Genomic DNA, 16,955 nt, shown 5'->3' with positions numbered 1-16,955 from the left:
ATGCCATGAGAACCAAGGTACAGGCTTTACGGAAGAAACAAAAAAATACATTGGATCAAATATTTAAAACTCCTGTTCCTCAAGGGATCAAGTGGTCTGATATAGAGTCACTGGTTAAAGCATTAGGCGGAGAAATTAAGGAAGGAAGAGGTTCGCGTTGCAAGTTCATACTAAATATGAGCGTTGCGTGTTTCCATCGGCCTCATCCGTCGCCAGATACCGATAAAGGCGCTGTAGAAAGCGTGCGTGACTGGTTACTAAGTATAGGGGTAAAACCATGATCAAACTGAAGACGCCAAACTCTATGGAGATTGCCGGGCAACCAGCTGTTATTACCTACGTGCCAGAACTGAATGCATTTCGTGGCAAATTCTTGGGCTTGTCAGGTTATTGTGATTTTGTCTCTGACAGTATTCAGGGGCTGCAAAAAGAAGGAGAGCTTTCCCTGCGAGAGTATCTTGAGGATTGTAAAGCTGCGGGTATTGAGCCGTATGCGCGTACAGAAAAGATTAAGACCTTTACGTTACGCTATCCAGAATCGCTGAGTGAACGCCTTAATAATGCGGCTGCGCAGCAACAAGTCTCTGTTAATACCTATATTATTGAAACACTGAATGAGCGTTTGAATCATTTATAAATTTTAGCGACGTACATTACGCAGAATATCTGCCTTTACAGGATCTATCTATGCAACTGAACTTAATTTTATAAATTAAGTTCAGTTAATATCTTTTCTTTCCTTGTTTTAGAAATAACTCAATCTTCCTTCGGCAGGCACTGCAAATGCCCGTGCCGCACGCCGCGCTGGGCGATAACGTCATCGGCAAAATGCTGCACGTCACCCATGTCACCTTTCAACACGGCGATTTCCAGACAGTCGTCGTGGTTGATGTGCACATGTAGCGTGGCGACGGAGAGGTCGTGGTGATGATGCTGGGTGGAAACAATACGGCTGGCTAAGTCGCGTTTTTCGTGTTCATACACATACGACAGCACCGCGAAACCTTGTGTGCCGTGCTGCTGGGTAGCTTCCTGCGCCAGGGCACTACGCAGAATATCGCGGATAGCTTCGGAACGGTTGTTATAACCACGACGCTGGCTCAGGCTGTCCAGCGTCTCCAGTAAATCGTCATCAAGCGTGATGGTGACTCGTTGCATTGGCGTTAAACCTTTTCTGAGGTGCGACGGCGCACGGGGAATGCGGGTAATACCGCGTTTTGTAGCACACGTCCGGCGTCAGAGGAAAAGGTTAATTTATCTCCCACCGCCTGGGTTTCGACGATTTGTCCGTTGTCCATCACCATCACTCGCTGGCAAAAGCGTTCCACTAGGCGTAAGTCATGAGTGATGAACAGGCAGGCAGTGCCAAACTGTTGTTGTAGCTTTTTCAGCAGGCGAATGACGCCCGCCTGTAACACGAGATCAAGGTTAGAAACGGCTTCATCCAGAATCAGCAATTTCGGTTCGACCGCCAGCGCGCGTGCCAGGCAGACGAGCTGGAGCTGGCCGCCGCTTAACTGCGGTGGGCGTTTGTCGAGAACGCTGTCATCGAGATCGACCGCCTTCAGCATTTCGCTGGCGCGCGCCAGTTGTTCGGATTTTTTCAGTGATAGCAGGTGGCGCATCGGTTCACGCAGGATCTCGCGCACGGTTTTGCGCGGATTCACGGCACTGATGGAGTCCTGAAACACCATCTGAATATCACGGCGGAAGGCTTTACGTTGGGCGCAATTAAGTTTCGCCAGCGATTCGCCGCGCCAGCTAATATTCCCTTGTGAGGGAGACTCTAAGCCTACCAGCAGCCGCGCGAGGGTGCTTTTTCCGCAGCCGCTGCGTCCCAGCAGGGCGACGGTTTCGCCGCTTTTCAGGGTCAGGGAAACGTTATTCAGCACCGCCTGATGTTGATGTTTTCCGCTAAATCCACCGTGGGCATAGTGATGGGAAAGGCCGCAGACGTTAAGTAAGGTCATGATGCCTGCTCCATACCGTAGAGGGCGAGATGAGCGGAAACCAGGCTGCGCGTCACCGTATGTTTGGGGGCGTTAAACAGCGTTTCTACATCGCCCTGTTCGACAATTTTACCTTGTGACATCACCGCCACGTCATCCGCCAGACGCGCCACAACGCCCATATCATGGGTGACCAGCAGCATTCCCGGCGCTTGTTTTTGCATAATGCTTTCCAGCAGATCGAGGATGCGCGCCTGTGCTACCACGTCGAGGTCGGTGGTCGGTTCATCGGCGATGATAAACGGTGATTCACACAGCACCGCCATCGCAATCATCATGCGCTGCAACATGCCGCCGCTCATCTCGAACGGGTACAGCTTCAGCACGCGCGCGGCGTTTTCCAGCCCCACCGCTTCTATGGCAGCGGTAAGCGTAGCGTCATCGGCGGGTTTCCCTAACGCCAGGCAGGTTTCCCGCGCGTGGGTGTGCATGGTGTGCAGTGGATTAAAGGCGCTGCGCGGGTTCTGCATGATGGTGGCAATTTTGATGCCGCGCAGGGCGCAAGGCGAAACCGGTTTGCCATCGGCTAAAATTTCCCCCGCCGTCTGGCGAACGCCAGCGGGCAAAATGCCCAGCGTCGCGGCGCAGGTTAATGATTTCCCGCTGCCGCTACCGCCGACTAACGCCAGCACGCGCCCGCGTTGCAGGGTTAACGATACACCGTGTACCAGCGGCTGCGCGGCCTGTAGCGCGATATTACGTAGTTCAATCTGTTGCGGCATTAGTGTGCGTGCTCCGTCACCAGATGAGGATCCAGATGATCGCGCAGTGCGTCACCCACCAGGTTAAAGGCCATCATGCTGATAAACAGCGCCAGCCCCGGCCAGAACATTTGCAGCGGCTGGGTCCAGATATACTGGCGCGCGTCGTTAATCATCACGCCCCATTCGGCGGTCGGTGCGGTCACACCGAGGCCAAGGAAAGACATCCCCGCGACGTGCAGCATCATATGGCCGATATCCAGCGTTGCTAGCACCAGCAGCGAAGGGATCACCGCGCCTGCCAGATGATCGACAAACACCCGCACATGGCCCGCACCGGAAAGCCGTGACGCCAGCACAAACTCGCGTTGGCGTAGTGAAATCACCAAGCTGCGCACCATGCGTGCATACCACGCCCAGTGCGACAGGGCGATGGCGATAATTACGTTGGTCAGCCCGGTGCCGAGCACGCCAACCATAAAGAACGACAGAATCGAGGTCGGGAAGGTCATAAACATATCGGCGACGCGCATGGTGGCCTGATCAACGCGCCCGCCAATCAACCCGGCGCTGCCGCCAATAACCAGCCCTAATGTCAGCACCAGCAGCAGGCAGGCCATTACCGAACCGAGCGACACGCGAGTCGCTGCCATCAGCCGCGAGAAAATATCGCGACCTAAGTGATCGGTGCCCAGCCAGTGCTGCGCATCCGGCGAAAGCAGGCACGACGGCAAATCAATTGCCTGTGGATCGTACGGCAGCCACCACTGGCTGGTGAGCGCAATCAGCGCCAGCAGGGCGATAATGATCAGCTCCAGGCGTACCGACCAGCGGGAAGAGAGGAAAAAGTTCACGCGTGCGCTCCTTCATGACGACGAATGCGTGGGTCCAGCGCGGCGTTGAGCAAATCGACAATCAAATTACAGACCACAAAAACCACCACCATCATCAGCGTAAAGCACTGAATCACCGGATAGTCACGGTTAAAAATCGCCGACACCGCATAGCGCCCGACGCCAGGCCAGGCAAAGATGTTTTCGATAATCATCGTCCCGCCAATCAATTCGCCAATGTGCATCCCCACGGCGGTGATCATCGGCAGCGAGGCATTGCGCAGAATATGGCGGCGTTCGGTCTGTTTGTCATTCAGGCCGCGTAGCCGCGCCCAGGTGACGTGACGCTGACCGGCGACGTCCAGCATACTGGCGCGCAGCAGTCGCGCGTTAATCGCCAGCGACATAAAGGCGATGGAAACCGCAGGTAAAATGATGTGCTGCCAGCCGCCGTAGCCCATCGCGGGTAGCCATTGCAGATACACCGAAAACGCCATCACTAGCAAAAATGCCAGCCAGAAGTTGGGCATCGACACGCCAAGAAACGCGATAAAGCGCACGGCGAAATCCGGCAAACGATCGCGGTGGCGCGCCGCCCAGATACCGAGCGGTACGGAAGTGAGCAGAATTAATACCAGCGCCGCACCTGCAAGTTCCAGCGTGGCGGGCAGGAAGTTCAGCATATCGTCCAGTACCGGGCGTTGGCTGGCGAATGAGATACCAAAGTCAAGATGCAGCGCCTTCCACAACCAGGTACCGTACTGGACGTACAGCGGCTGATCCAGCCCGAGCATGGTGCGGGTAGAGGCCAGCATCTCCGGCGTCGGCGGCAGGTTAGATAAACGCAGATAATCGAGCGCCGGGTCGCCGGTACCGAGGCGCAGCATCAGAAAAATGATCACCGAGGCGGCGAGCACCATCGGGATCAGCAGCAGAAAGCGGCGTAATACGTAACGCAACATTAAGGTTTCACCGGTTTAATCTGTTCGAACGGAATTTCGGTGGCGATCGGCGCGTAGGGGATATTACCCAGCTCCGGTTTTGATACCACCATCATCGAGATGTAGCTGATAGGCAGATAAACCGCCTCGTCATGCAGACGGGTCAGAATGTCGCGATACAGCGCCTGACGTTGCGTTTCGTCATGGGTCGCCAGCACTTCGCCGATCTCTTTATCAATCAGCGGCTTGTCGGCTAATCCTTGCTGTGCCTGGAAGTCAGCGTGCGACGGTACGCGCATTGAACTCAGGAAGGCGTGTGGATCGTATGGCGCGCCCCAGGTGCGGTGGAAAATCATGCCAAAACGACCGTCGCGCTGACGAGCATAGATACTGCTCTCTTCTTCGCCAATCAGCGAGACATCTGCGCCAATCTGGCGCATATCAGCCTGAATGATTTCCGCCATCGATTTGCTTAACGCATCGGTGCCGATGAACGACAGTTCAATGCGCAGCGGCTGACCATTTTTCTCGCGGATGTCTTTGCCCGCAGGCAGCGTCCAACCGGCTTTTTCCAGCAACTCTTTCGCTTTCTGCGGATCGTACTGGCGCGGTTTCAGGCCGAGATTAGCGTAAGGCACAGAAGGGGCAAACAGGGTGTCGGCGACCTGCTGGGTGCCATATAACGCGTTATCAATCAGCGATTTTTTGTTTACCGCGTAATTAAGAGCTTCACGTACTGCCAGCTCGTTGGTGGGGGCTTTGGCGGTATTGAGCGCCAGCATCACGGTTTCGATCGGCTGTGACAGTTGGGTGTGGTAAGCCGGATTCTGGCTAAAGCGGGCGAAGGTATCGAGCGGTAATAACCCTTCGTTTCCGTACAGCAGGTCGATATCGCCAGTTTCAAACGCCACCGCGCGGGTAGTCGGGTCCGGGATGACGTTAAAGGTGATCTTTTTAATCGCTGGCTTTTCGCCCCAGTAGTTTTCGTTACGGACGAAGACATCGTACTGATTCAGTTTCGATTCCTGCAAAATCCACGGTCCGGTGCCAATCGGCGCTTTAATTCCGTTCATGGTTTCATGGTTTTTAAACTGCGAGGGAGCGATAAAACGGAAAGGACGGGGCAGGGCCAGTTCTTGCAGGAAAGGATAGTAGGCGCTTTTCAGGGTAATTTGCAGCTCTGTTTTACTGAGTGCTTTAACATCAACAATCTGGTTTGCCAGCTCCAGCCAGGCGTGACGTTGACGGTTATCGAGCACTGCGCGGAAGTTTTCTGCCGCCGCCTCGGCATCGAACGGTTCACCGTTGGAGAATTTCACGTCATCACGCAGGGTGAAGGTCCAGGTTTTACCATCTTCTGAATGAGTCCAGCTTTTTGCCAGCCACGGGATCACCGAACCGTCTGCCTGATATTTCACCAATGGTTCATAAACCATGCTCTGGGCGAACATCTGGTTAGGCGTGTAAAGGTGCGGGTTTAGTGGCCCGACATTCACCGGCCAGGCGGTGGTGATTTCATCTGGTGCAGCGGCATGGACGATAAAAGACGCACAAGCCAGCAGCGCAAATAGAGTGCGGCGGAGTGTGGAGAGCATGGTAACCCCAATGGATTAAAATAGATGGCGGAAATAAGTATGACGATTTTAAGTATTCGTCATACTGATTACCTGTTCTGGATCAATAGATGGGCAGTCGGGTGGGCGGATCAGTTAACTGAATCGATCCATTGCACACTGTCGGCGGTGAGCGTAAAGGGGGTGGGGGTGCAGATCGCAAGGCTTAAATTTTCTAGCTGACAATGGCTGACTGACAGCGAGGAGTGATAGGTGCTATCTACGCTGACGATTTGCCAGGCGCTGCCGCCACGCTGTTTAACGATGGCTTCTTTGCGCGTCCAGATGCGCCAGAACATTTCCAGTTGCTGATCAGGATGCACGGCGTCCATTTCAGCGTGTTCCCCGAGGCTGAACACGGCGTTCGCCAGCCAGCGCCAGTTGGCGCGCGGGCGAATCACTTCGATATCGCAGCCGACTTCGCCTTCATCGCTCAACAGCAGAGCGATATCGTCACCGCTATGGCTTAAGTTGAACCATAGCGGCGTTTCCGGCGCGAATGCAGGTTTGCCTTGTTCGCCATAGATGATCTCCGGTAGCGGGGAAAGCGTGTGCGAAAGCAATGCACGCCCCGCCAGCCAGCGTTCGCGTCGTGGACCTTGCGGTGCTTGCTCGCGTAAACCCGGTGGCAGTGGAGCTGCGCTTAAGGTCGAAACTTTCCCCAGAACTATCCGATACATATCAGGGCCAACGTTTAATGGAAAATGAAAGTGCGTATCGTATCACTTGTCGCCTCATCCCGGTAACCGACTTTTCGGTCTGCCCGGCCCCAGTAAAATCGCCAGTTTGCTGCCACCTTTCGTCGTTTCCATCCAGATTTTACACACGCTGGTTAATGGCACCGAAAGTAGCATCCCTACCGGGCCGAGCAGCCATCCCCAGGCGATGGCCCATCATCCGTGGTTCTAAAATATTGCCGATGACCATATGGACCACTAAAAACAATGCGCCGACCAGAATACATTCGTAAACACCATTAAACAGCAGCACCTGAATCATTGGCGGTACGGCGGAAATTACCGCGCCGATATTGGGCACGTAGTTGAGCAAAAACGCCAGTACTGCCCACATCAGCGCAAACTGTACGCCCATTAGCGCCAGCCCCAGCCAGACGATGACACCTGTCCATAAACTGAGTAGCGTCTTTAACGCCAGATAATGCGAAACGCCTTTAAGTGCGCGGTGTAATCCTGCGATGTGAATCTGTGGGTTATTCAGCGCAAAACGCATTTTGTAAGGGACGTGGCGCACTTCAAACAGCATAAAAACTACGGTCATCACCAGCAAAAGCACGCTCGCCATTGCCCTGGAAAGCCCGGTCATTAGCGCTGTGGTGAAGGTAACCACTTTTTCCGAGTCCATCCGCTGCAGCATTCGCTCCGGCGACATATGCAAATTAAGAAAAGGCAACATCTCCTGCAATTTAAAAAGTTTGCGCGTCAGCTCCTTATTAAACTTCGGCAGCATAGAGATAAATTCGTTAAACGATGCCGCCAGTACGCCGACCAGCGCGGTTAGTGCGATCAGCATCACCACCACTACAATCGTAATGGCAACGGGGCGTTGTACTCCCCGACGAATAAACCAGGTAACGAGCGGGTTGAGGACGATGGCAAAAAACAGCGCCAGTAACAGCTGCACAATGATATCTGCCGCTGCGTGAATGCCCGCGAGGATCACTACCAGCGAGGCCAACTTGAGCAGAATGTGCATGCCCGTTTTATCGGGTTGAGGGGTTTCCATTGGGGCTTCCTTGTGACTTTTTGTGTTAAGTGTAGCGGGAGTCACGCCAGCAATATTCTGATTCTTACTGCTGATTTTCACGTCAGCACATGGTAAAAATGAAACACTGTTGTAAAAATGTGGTGATCCTCATGCCCGAACCCGTAGCCGAACCCGCGCTAAACGGATTGCGCCTGAATTTGCGCATTGTCTCCATTGTCATGTTTAACTTCGCCAGCTACCTCACCATCGGGTTGCCGCTCGCTGTATTACCGGGCTATGTCCATGATGTGATGGGCTTTAGCGCCTTCTGGGCAGGATTGGTTATCAGCCTGCAATATTTCGCCACCTTGCTGAGCCGCCCTCATGCCGGACGTTACGCCGATTTGCTGGGACCCAAAAAGATTGTCGTCTTCGGTTTATGCGGCTGCTTTTTGAGCGGTCTGGGGTATCTGACGGCAGGATTAACCGCCAGTCTGCCTGTCATCAGCCTGTTATTACTTTGCCAGGGGCGCGTCATCCTTGGGATTGGGCAAAGTTTTGCCGGAACGGGATCGACCCTATGGGGCGTTGGAGTGGTTGGCTCGCTGCATATCGGGCGGGTGATTTCGTGGAACGGCATTGTCACTTACGGGGCGATGGCGATGGGTGCGCCGTTAGGCGTCGTGTTTTATCACTGGGGCGGCTTGCAGGCGTTAGCGTTAATCATTATGGGCGTGGCGCTGGTGGCCATTTTGTTGGCGATCCGGCGTCCGACGGTAAAAGCCAGTAAAGGCAAACCGCTGCCGTTTCGCGCGGTGCTTGGGCGCGTCTGGCTGTACGGTATGGCGCTGGCACTGGCTTCCGCCGGATTTGGCGTCATCGCCACCTTTATCACGCTGTTTTATGACGCTAAAGGTTGGGACGGTGCGGCTTTCGCGCTGACGCTGTTTAGCTGTGCGTTTGTCGGTACGCGTTTGTTATTCCCTAACGGCATTAACCGTATCGGTGGCTTAAACGTAGCGATGATTTGCTTTAGCGTTGAGATAATCGGCCTGCTACTGGTTGGCGTGGCGATTATGCCGTGGATGGCGAAAATCGGCGTCTTACTGGCGGGGGCCGGGTTTTCGCTGGTGTTCCCGGCATTGGGTGTAGTGGCGGTAAAAGCGGTTCCGCAGCAAAATCAGGGGGCGGCGCTGGCAACTTACACCGTATTTATGGATTTATCGCTTGGCGTGACTGGACCACTGGCTGGGCTGGTGATGAGCTGGGCGGGCGTACCGGTGATTTATCTGGCGGCGGCGGGACTGGTCGCAATCGCGTTATTACTGACGTGGCGATTAAAAAAACGGCCTCCGGAACACGTCCCTGAGGCCGCCTCATCATCTTAAAACTTACTGAATAACCAGCGTATTAATGATGTTTTCTGCGGTGGTTTGCGCTTTTTGCTGATCGTCAGCTGGCAGCGTAATTTGCATGGTCAGCAGTTGATTACCCACGTTACCCAGAATAACGGAAGAGTACGCCGTCTGGCCTTTCGCGGAGATAATACTGTCTAACTGCTGCATTTTGTGACCTTTCAGCTCAATGGCTTTATTGGTTACCACTTGCAGCTGCGGATCGCGGCTACGTTGCTGATCTTCCAGACGCTTCGCCAACACCGCCAGATCTTCTTTCGGATCATCGCCCATGATGACGATGACTGCTTTCTGCCCGGTGGCGTCGGACCAGACATGCATGTTATTGGCCTGCGTTCCCAGCTTACCGCTCTGGTCGGTCATATCCGCTGGCAGCGAGAAACTTAACTTGCCATCAAGCAGGTTGACGGGATTCCCGGTAGCGTTACTTTCCGCGACCGAACCCTGCGCCGTAGCGTTAGTGTCTTTATCATCACAGGCCGCAAGCCCCATAACCAGCAGGCCAATTCCGACATATTTAACCAGATTGCGCATTGACTTCTTCCTTTCGATAAACGGCCATAACGGCTCATTCATCCATCTTATCACAACTCTGATAACGAACCTTTAACTCGCCTGCAAAGCGTTGATTTCGGATTTATCTGCCAGTCTTTTCAACAGCATATTGAGTAATACGCCATACATTGGCAGGAAGAAAACGATACTGATTAACACTTTGAAACAGTAATCGACCAGCGCGATTTCCATCCAGTGTTCAGCCATAAAGGCATCCGGGCTACGCCAGAAGGCAATGAAGAAAAAGGCCAGCGTGTCGCTGACGTTACCGAACAGTGTGGACGCTGTCGGTGCCAGCCACCAGCGGCGACTCTGACGCAGGCGGTTAAAAACGTGCACGTCGAGGATTTGCCCCAGCGCGTAGGCCATGAAACTGGCGGTGGCGATACGGGCGACAAACAGGTTGAAGTGGGCGAGTGCGCCGAATCCCTGCCAGGAACCCATATAGAATAGCGACGAGATGACGTAGGAGATTAATAACGCAGGGATCATTACCGCGAAGATAATGCGTCGGGCCAGCGGTGCGCCAAAAATACGCACGGTCAGGTCGGTAGCAAGAAAAATAAACGGAAAGCTAAACGCGCCCCAGGTGGTATGGAAACCAAAAATGGAGACGGGAAGCTGAACCAGATAGTTACTGGAGGTGATCACCAGAAGATGAAATAACGATAACCAGAACAACGCCTTATAGCGTTGAGTTTGCGAGAAAACGTTCATATTGTACCTTTTTGATTAACCATTGGGGTGAGGGAACCCAATACGTACGACACGTCTGTTACCTTAACATAATAACGTGCTTACCCTTTTTTCGAGCCGCCGCATGATACTGCTTTACGTTGACAATGCAATGGTTAATTTTCACGCAATCGTTAACCTGGTTTGCTTACGGACTCACAGGGCGTAAACTAGCGCCGTTTTTTTAAGTGATGAGAAGAAAATGACCGATCTCTTTTCCAGCCCTGACCACACACTCGACGCGCTTGGCCTGCGCTGCCCGGAACCGGTGATGATGGTGCGCAAAACCGTGCGCAATATGCAGCCTGGCGAAACGTTGCTGATTATCGCCGACGATCCGGCCACTACCCGCGATATTCCTGGGTTTTGTACCTTTATGGAACACGAACTGGTTGCGAAAGAGACGGATGGACTGCCTTATCGTTATTTGATTCGTAAAGGCGGTTGATAGGGGCTGATTGGCTTCGATGCCGCCTTTTCCTCACCCCCTAACCCTCTCCCCAGAGGGGCGAGGGGACCGATCGCGCTCAATGTTGCGATCGGTTTGCCTTATCTCCTGCGCAACAACCTTAACGCATTCGCCGTCACCAGCACCGTCGCACCCGTATCTGCCAGCACTGCCAGCCACAACCCGGTCATCCCTAAAAGCGTGGTGACGAGGAAGATCCCTTTCAGTCCCAGCGCAATGGTGATGTTCTGGCGGATATTGGCGTGAGTGGCGCGTGCCAGTTCAATCATTTGCACCAGGCCGCGCAGGTGGTTATGGGTTAATGCTGCGTCGGCGGTTTCCAGCGCCACGTCTGTGCCGCTACCCATAGCAATCCCGATGGCGGCAGCTTTCATCGCTGGCGCGTCGTTAATACCATCACCGACCATCGCCAGGGGCGCATGTTGATTCAGCTTGGTCACCGCTTTGACTTTATCTTCCGGCAATAGGCCCGCTTTAAACTCCAGCCCCAGCTCCCCGGCAATTGCCGCCGCTGCGCGTGGATTATCGCCGGTGAGGATCACTCCTTTAACCCCCAGCGCGTTCAGTTCACTGATGGCAGTTGTAGCGTCGGCGCGCAGGGTATCCTGCAATGCAATGATACCCAGCACGTCATCATTACGTACTACCAGCACAACCGTTTGCCCGGCGCTTTCCAGTTCATTAATCAAACCAGCAAATGCATCAGCGGGATGTTTCCCGGCAGCGCATATCAACACGCGCTCACCATTAACCTGCGCTTCAATGCCAGACCCGACCAGTGCCCGCTGTGATTCGGCGGTGGGAATGGCGAGTTCAGCAACCTGTGCTTCGCGTACGATGGCTTGCGCCAGTGGATGCGTCGCGCCTTGCTCGACCGCCGCCGCCAGTGTCAGCAGTTCAGATTCACTAATACCCGTTGCCGGATGAATCGCGGTAACGCGCGGTTTACCGACGGTCAGCGTACCGGTTTTATCAAACGCCACTTGGGTAACACGACCTAGTTGTTCCAGCGCCGCACCGCCTTTAATTAACGCCCCACGACGCGCTGCTGCTGCCAGCCCGGAGGTTATCGCCGCAGGCGTTGAGATAACTAACGCACACGGGCAACCAATCAGCAGCAGCGTCAGACCTTTATAAATCCACTCCTGCCAGCTGGCGGCAAACAGCAGCGGCGGCACTAGCGTTACCAGCAGGGCGACGGCCATAATCGCTGGCGTATAAATACGGCTGAAACGGTCGATAAACCGCTCAATGGGGGCGCGGCGCTCTTCGGCTTCTTCGATCAGTTTCAGAATCCGGTCAATGGCGCTGGCACCCGGTTCTGACAGCACTTCCAGCGTTACCAGACGGTCTACGCTGGTGGCTCCTGCAGGAACTTTATCGCCCGTCGCGCGCTCCACCGGAATGGATTCTCCGGTTAGGGCGCTTTCATCAAAACTGGCAAACGGTGAGAGCAGTTTACCGTCGGCAGGCAAACGCCCACCTGCGGCGACTTCAATCACATCGCCAGGCCGCAGGCTGTTAATCGCCACCTCTTCCTGCTCACCGTTACGCAGGCGCGTGGCGGTTTCTGGTTTCAGCGCCATTAACGCGCTAACGCCCTGACGCGCGCGGCTGGCGGCCCAGCCTTCCAGTCGTTCACCAATCAAAAACAGCAGCAACACCATCGCAGCTTCAGCCGTTGCGCCAATAAACAGTGCACCAATAGCGGCTACGCTCATTAAGGTTTCAATGGCGAAGTAGCTGCCGGATTTGATCAGCCGTAATGCCTGACGAGCAATCGGGTACAGCCCAACTAGCGTGGTCGCGATAAACGCCAGTTGCCCGAACGGATGATTGAACTGCTCCAGACCCCAGCTGATTGCCATCATCACGATAAGCGTAATCAGCGGCAGATTCTCTTTCAGGCGCGATGCTTGTGGCTCGTCGGCGGCCTGCTCATCGCGCAGGGAATAGCCCGCTTTTTGCACCGCAGATTCAACCTGGGCACGGATGTCATTGTCGGCATCAACCACCAGTTTTTCGGTGGCGAACAACACCTGCACCTGATTCACGCCTGCAAGCTGGCGCACGGCATTTTCTACCTTGCGCGCACAGGCGGCGCAGTCCATGCCGCTGACTTTCCAGCTATAGCGGGTGCCGGAGACGTTTTCAGAGAGCGTTGGCGAGCTGGAGCATGCGCCGTCGCAGCAACAGTCGTTGGCGTTCTGTACCGTGGTTAGCGGTTTGAACGCAGCAAATTGAGGGGCTTTCTTGCCGTGATTGTCAGGTGTCGACATGGCATCCTCCGGTTAAGTTTTTTCTCATTAACCGAAGGATACACTCTGGAGTCGACTCCAGAGTCAAGTTTTATCAGAGATACAGTGAGCGGACGATGAGGAAGTGACCGGCAAAGTAGCAGGCCGCAGCAATCGCGTTATCCGCACGGAAGCGTCGGCGATAGTGGCTCCCCAGCCAGACAAAGTTACTGATAAACAGCAACGAAGCGCCAACAAACGCAGAGAGCGCCGGAGCGGTCGGACGGAAGAACCACAGTTCACCTGCCAGCCACACCATCACCAGCGTCATGCCGATAAACGTGCAGATAGGCCAACGGTACTCTTCCAGCCGCGTCCAGATAATCGCCAGTAGCAGCGCACCCAGAACCAGCAACACCAGTGGCAGAGGCCAGAAGAAAGAGAGCGTCATCTGACTGGCGAAATAGATGGTGTACAGCAGGTGCGAGAGGAAAAACGCGCCGATGGCGTACATCAGACGTTGACGTGGCAACAGGGTTAGCGCATCGCCCAGCAGTGAGGCGCACAGTCCCGCCAGCACCAGATAGCTAATGGCGTCGAACATCGGTGCTTGCCAGGCCAGTAACAGCAGGAGAAGAAGGGTTAACGGTTTAAACACCCAGCGTTGCCAGGTTGGCCCACGATACGATGCATCCACAGATAGCCATGCGGAAAGACAGACAGCGATAAACGACCAAAGCATCTTAGTTCCTTGAATTCGTTATTTTTTCGTAAGCGGAATGCCTACGGTCTTGCTTCCAGTTTAGTGGCGAGGGTGGACGGATGACAACACCATAACTGGCAGGGTATGCTTAATTCCGCATTTTCCGATGAGGGATAAAGATGAGTAAACCACCTCTTTTCTTTATTGTTATCATTGGCTTAATTGTCGTCGCCGCATCGTTTCGTTTTATGCAACAGCGACGGGAAAAAGCTGATAATGATATGGCTCCGCTCCAGCAAAAGCTGGTGGTGGTGAGCAACAAGCGGGAAAAACCGATTAACGATCGCCGTTCGCGCCAGCAGGAAGTGACTCCGGCAGGCACCAGTATGCGCTATGAGGCAAGCTTCAAACCGCAAAGCGGAGGAATGGAGCAGACGTTTCGCCTCGACGCCCAGCAGTACCACGCCCTGACAGTGGGCGATAAAGGTACGCTGAGCTATAAAGGAACGCGCTTTGTTAGCTTTGTTGGCGAACAATAAGGTTATTTTTTAACTTTAAATTTCTTCTGCCAGACCAGCAGTTCAAACACGCCGAAAAGGAAAATCCGCACCTTTTCGGCGGTGGTCATCTGCGGGCCATCTTTCGGTAAAGTGGATTTCAATAGCGCCAGCTGCATACCATGCATCAGCACGGTAAAAATCAGCGCCACGTTAACGAAAATATTTAGCGGGCGCGGGAAGGGATGCACCAGATTGAGGATTAAAAATCCCCAAACGCAGAGCATTAACAAACGACCAATATTAATCAGCATCACTTTCTCCTTGTGCTTCGTGTTGATACAGCCGATAAGCCACCTGACCCGCCACTTTTTCCCGATGTAATGACCAGTTTGCCGGAACAGTGGGCAGACCGTTTTCGACTTCGCTTTCGACATAAATCAGGGCTTCGTCAGCCAGCCAGCCGTTATCTTCCAGTAAATTTATCGTCTCTTCTAACAAGCCACGGCGGAACGGTGGATCGACAAACACGATATTATGCGGTGTGCCTTTTTGCGCCAGGAATGACATTGCGTTGCTGTTCACCACGCGTGCATTGCCTGCTTTTAGTGTCGCCAGATTCTTAATTAACTGCTGAGAAACCACGCGATCCATCTCAATCAACGTTGCCCCCGCAGCGTAGCGCGATAACGCTTCCAGCCCCAGCGCGCCGCTCCCGGCGAAGCAATCCAGACATTGGGCGTCAACAATGACCGGAGCCAGCCAGTTAAACAACGTTTCGCGTACGCGGTCGGTGGTGGGGCGCAGACCTGGGCTATCAGGAACCGGGAGTTTACGGCCTCGCCACTGCCCGCCAATAATGCGGATTTGGCCGCTGCCGGAATGATTCGGTTTTTTCATGATAAATTGCTCAATCCGCCAGATAACACATACTTGCAGGCGGTGATGTGAATTAAGTTAAGTGATAGACTATTTCATCATTTTTTTAGCTGCTATGTACATAGCGTTAACGCTGTGCCATGAAGCAACAGCGAGGAGTGTAGTCGCAAATGGCGAAAGAAAAAAGACGTGGCTTTTTTTCCTGGCTGGGCTTTGGTCAAAAAGAGCAGACCCCGGAAAAAGAGACAGAAGTTCAGAATGAACAACCGGTTGTAGAAGAAATCGTTCAGGCGCAAGAGCCTGCGAAGGCTTCTGAACAAGCCGTTGAAGAGCAGCCGCAGGCGCATACTGAAGCCGAGGCGGAAACTTTTGCTGCCGACGTTGTGGAAGTCACTGAACAGGTTGTTGAAAGTGAAAAAGCGCAGCCTGAAGCGGAAGTTGTTGCACAGCCGGAACCGGTCGTAGAAGAAACGCCGGAGCCAGTGGCTATCGAACGTGAAGAGCTGCCGTTGCCGGAAGACGTCAACGCCGAAGAGGTTTCGCCAGAAGAGTGGCAGGCTGAAGCGGAAACCGTAGAGATTGTCGAAGCGGCAGAAGAAGCGGCTAAAGAAGAAATCACCGACGAAGAGCTGGAAGCACAGGCGCTGGCTGCCGAAGCGGCAGAAGAGGCGGTGATGGTAGTTCCTCCGGCAGAAGAAGAGCAGCCGGTTGAAGAAATTGCCCAGGAGCAAGAAAAACCGACCAAAGAAGGCTTCTTCGCGCGCCTGAAACGCAGCCTGTTAAAAACCAAAGAAAATCTCGGTTCCGGATTTATCAGCCTGTTCCGCGGTAAAAAAATCGACGATGATCTGTTTGAAGAGCTGGAAGAACAGCTGTTGATCGCCGATGTGGGCGTGGAAACCACACGTAAAATTATCACCAATCTGACGGAAGGCGCATCCCGCAAGCAGCTTCGTGATGCCGAGGCGCTCTATGGCCTGCTGAAAGAAGAGATGGGCGAGATTCTGGCGAAAGTCGATGAGCCGCTGAATGTTGAAGATAAAACGCCGTTCGTGATCCTGATGGTGGGCGTCAACGGTGTGGGTAAAACCACGACGATTGGTAAGCTGGCGCGTCAGTTTGAGCAGCAGGGTAAATCGGTGATGCTGGCGGCGGGCGATACTTTCCGTGCAGCTGCGGTTGAACAGCTTCAGGTCTGGGGTCAGCGCAACAATATTCCGGTGATTGCCCAGCATACCGGTGCGGATTCCGCCTCTGTTATCTTCGACGCCATTCAGGCAGCTAAAGCGCGTAATATCGACGTCCTGATTGCCGATACCGCCGGACGTCTGCAGAACAAATCGCATCTGATGGAAGAGTTGAAGAAAATCGTCCGCGTGATGAAGAAACTCGACGTTGAAGCGCCGCATGAAGTTATGCTGACTATTGATGCCAGCACCGGGCAGAACGCGGTAAGCCAGGCCAAACTGTTCCACGAAGCTGTTGGCTTAACCGGCATCACGCTAACGAAACTGGACGGCACGGCGAAAGGCGGGGTAATTTTCTCGGTGGCTGACCAGTTTGGTATCCCTATCCGCTACATTGGTGTCGGCGAACGTATTGAGGATTTGCGTCCGTTTAAGGCGGACGACTTTATAGAGGCACTTTTTGCCCGAGAGGATTAA

At 53.9% G+C, this 16,955-nt stretch carries 19 protein-coding genes and 1 pseudogene; 6 read left to right on the top strand and 14 right to left on the bottom strand.

Features of this window, described 5'->3' with window-relative positions; translation table 11 throughout:
• Positions 1-5: 5 nt before the first annotated feature.
• Both ACUU1M_RS01675 and ACUU1M_RS01670 read left to right on the top strand, forming a co-directional pair.
• The gene (locus ACUU1M_RS01675; RefSeq protein WP_001259385.1) at positions 6-281 is read left to right on the top strand and encodes a type II toxin-antitoxin system HicA family toxin; all 276 of its coding nucleotides are present in this window, start codon (positions 6-8) and stop codon (positions 279-281) included.
• On the top strand, positions 278-637 hold the full coding sequence (locus tag ACUU1M_RS01670; RefSeq protein WP_000593555.1) for a type II toxin-antitoxin system HicB family antitoxin: 360 nt from the start codon (positions 278-280) through the stop codon (positions 635-637). The genes ACUU1M_RS01675 and ACUU1M_RS01670 overlap by 4 nt, the downstream gene beginning before the upstream one ends.
• 119 nt (positions 638-756) lie before the next feature.
• Here the strand turns inward: ACUU1M_RS01670 and nikR are convergent, their stop codons facing one another.
• The 8 genes and pseudogenes from nikR to ACUU1M_RS01630 all read right to left on the bottom strand — a co-directional run bounded on the left by nikR (position 757) and on the right by ACUU1M_RS01630 (position 7,840).
• Complete coding sequence (gene nikR, locus ACUU1M_RS01665) at positions 757-1,158, bottom strand: nickel-responsive transcriptional regulator NikR (protein ID WP_001190062.1); 402 nt, start codon at positions 1,156-1,158, stop codon at positions 757-759.
• Positions 1,159-1,163: 5 nt separating this feature from the next.
• Positions 1,164-1,970, bottom strand: a complete 807-nt coding sequence (gene nikE / locus ACUU1M_RS01660) for a nickel import ATP-binding protein NikE (RefSeq protein ID WP_000173669.1) — start codon at positions 1,968-1,970, stop codon at positions 1,164-1,166.
• Positions 1,967-2,731 (bottom strand): nickel import ATP-binding protein NikD, encoded by a 765-nt coding sequence (gene nikD / locus ACUU1M_RS01655; RefSeq protein ID WP_001136237.1) that lies wholly within the window; start codon positions 2,729-2,731, stop codon positions 1,967-1,969. The genes nikE and nikD overlap by 4 nt, the downstream gene beginning before the upstream one ends.
• Complete coding sequence (gene nikC, locus ACUU1M_RS01650; RefSeq protein WP_001008975.1) at positions 2,731-3,564, bottom strand: nickel ABC transporter permease subunit NikC; 834 nt, start codon at positions 3,562-3,564, stop codon at positions 2,731-2,733. Before nikC ends, nikD begins: the two co-directional genes overlap by 1 nt.
• Positions 3,561-4,505, bottom strand: coding sequence for a nickel ABC transporter permease subunit NikB (nikB, locus tag ACUU1M_RS01645; RefSeq protein WP_000947068.1), 945 nt, complete (start codon positions 4,503-4,505; stop codon positions 3,561-3,563). The genes nikC and nikB overlap by 4 nt, the downstream gene beginning before the upstream one ends.
• Positions 4,505-6,079, bottom strand: coding sequence for a nickel ABC transporter substrate-binding protein (nikA, locus tag ACUU1M_RS01640; protein WP_000953356.1), 1,575 nt, complete (start codon positions 6,077-6,079; stop codon positions 4,505-4,507). Before nikA ends, nikB begins: the two co-directional genes overlap by 1 nt.
• A 110-nt stretch (positions 6,080-6,189) precedes the next feature.
• Positions 6,190-6,777 carry a 4'-phosphopantetheinyl transferase AcpT gene (gene acpT, locus ACUU1M_RS01635; RefSeq protein WP_000285784.1) on the bottom strand — a complete coding sequence of 196 codons (588 nt, stop codon included), beginning with the start codon at positions 6,775-6,777 and terminating at the stop codon, positions 6,190-6,192.
• 54 nt (positions 6,778-6,831) lie between these two features.
• Positions 6,832-7,840 (bottom strand): annotated as a pseudogene (locus tag ACUU1M_RS01630) (AI-2E family transporter).
• A gap of 131 nt (positions 7,841-7,971) precedes the next feature.
• Between ACUU1M_RS01630 and ACUU1M_RS01625 the strand changes: the two are divergent.
• Positions 7,972-9,189 carry an MFS transporter gene (locus ACUU1M_RS01625; RefSeq protein ID WP_005077893.1) on the top strand — a complete coding sequence of 406 codons (1,218 nt, stop codon included), beginning with the start codon at positions 7,972-7,974 and terminating at the stop codon, positions 9,187-9,189.
• A gap of 3 nt (positions 9,190-9,192) precedes the next feature.
• Here the strand turns inward: ACUU1M_RS01625 and dcrB are convergent, their stop codons facing one another.
• The gene (gene dcrB, locus ACUU1M_RS01620) at positions 9,193-9,750 is read right to left on the bottom strand and encodes a phage sensitivity protein DcrB (protein WP_001245295.1); all 558 of its coding nucleotides are present in this window, start codon (positions 9,748-9,750) and stop codon (positions 9,193-9,195) included.
• Between the two features lie 72 nt (positions 9,751-9,822).
• On the bottom strand, positions 9,823-10,488 hold the full coding sequence (locus ACUU1M_RS01615; protein WP_001100467.1) for a 7-cyano-7-deazaguanine/7-aminomethyl-7-deazaguanine transporter: 666 nt from the start codon (positions 10,486-10,488) through the stop codon (positions 9,823-9,825).
• 220 nt (positions 10,489-10,708) lie between these two features.
• On the opposite strand from ACUU1M_RS01615, the gene tusA reads away from it, so the two are divergent.
• The gene (gene tusA, locus ACUU1M_RS01610) at positions 10,709-10,954 is read left to right on the top strand and encodes a sulfurtransferase TusA (protein ID WP_000130621.1); all 246 of its coding nucleotides are present in this window, start codon (positions 10,709-10,711) and stop codon (positions 10,952-10,954) included.
• A gap of 101 nt (positions 10,955-11,055) precedes the next feature.
• On the opposite strand, the gene zntA is transcribed toward tusA, so the two are convergent.
• Both zntA and ACUU1M_RS01600 read right to left on the bottom strand, forming a co-directional pair.
• Positions 11,056-13,254 carry a Zn(II)/Cd(II)/Pb(II) translocating P-type ATPase ZntA gene (gene zntA, locus ACUU1M_RS01605; RefSeq protein ID WP_000106523.1) on the bottom strand — a complete coding sequence of 733 codons (2,199 nt, stop codon included), beginning with the start codon at positions 13,252-13,254 and terminating at the stop codon, positions 11,056-11,058.
• Between the two features lie 73 nt (positions 13,255-13,327).
• The gene (locus ACUU1M_RS01600) at positions 13,328-13,954 is read right to left on the bottom strand and encodes a lysoplasmalogenase (RefSeq protein WP_000964718.1); all 627 of its coding nucleotides are present in this window, start codon (positions 13,952-13,954) and stop codon (positions 13,328-13,330) included.
• A 140-nt stretch (positions 13,955-14,094) separates the two neighbouring features.
• Between ACUU1M_RS01600 and ACUU1M_RS01595 the strand changes: the two genes are divergently transcribed.
• On the top strand, positions 14,095-14,454 hold the full coding sequence (locus ACUU1M_RS01595) for a DUF2500 domain-containing protein (protein ID WP_000042900.1): 360 nt from the start codon (positions 14,095-14,097) through the stop codon (positions 14,452-14,454).
• 2 nt (positions 14,455-14,456) lie between these two features.
• Here ACUU1M_RS01595 and ACUU1M_RS01590 read toward each other — a convergent pair whose 3' ends face one another.
• Positions 14,457-14,726, bottom strand: coding sequence for a DUF1145 family protein (locus ACUU1M_RS01590; RefSeq protein ID WP_001295207.1), 270 nt, complete (start codon positions 14,724-14,726; stop codon positions 14,457-14,459).
• On the bottom strand, positions 14,716-15,312 hold the full coding sequence (rsmD, locus tag ACUU1M_RS01585) for a 16S rRNA (guanine(966)-N(2))-methyltransferase (protein WP_000743201.1): 597 nt from the start codon (positions 15,310-15,312) through the stop codon (positions 14,716-14,718). Before rsmD ends, ACUU1M_RS01590 begins: the two co-directional genes overlap by 11 nt.
• 149 nt (positions 15,313-15,461) lie before the next feature.
• Here rsmD and ftsY point away from each other — a divergent pair, with 149 nt between their 5' ends.
• Positions 15,462-16,955 carry a signal recognition particle-docking protein FtsY gene (ftsY, locus tag ACUU1M_RS01580; protein WP_001040707.1) on the top strand — a complete coding sequence of 498 codons (1,494 nt, stop codon included), beginning with the start codon at positions 15,462-15,464 and terminating at the stop codon, positions 16,953-16,955.

Source organism: Shigella sp. SIG6, assembly GCF_053555815.1.
The sequence above is the reverse complement of the archived record's forward strand: the minus strand, read 5'-3'. Positions and strand labels throughout refer to the sequence as shown.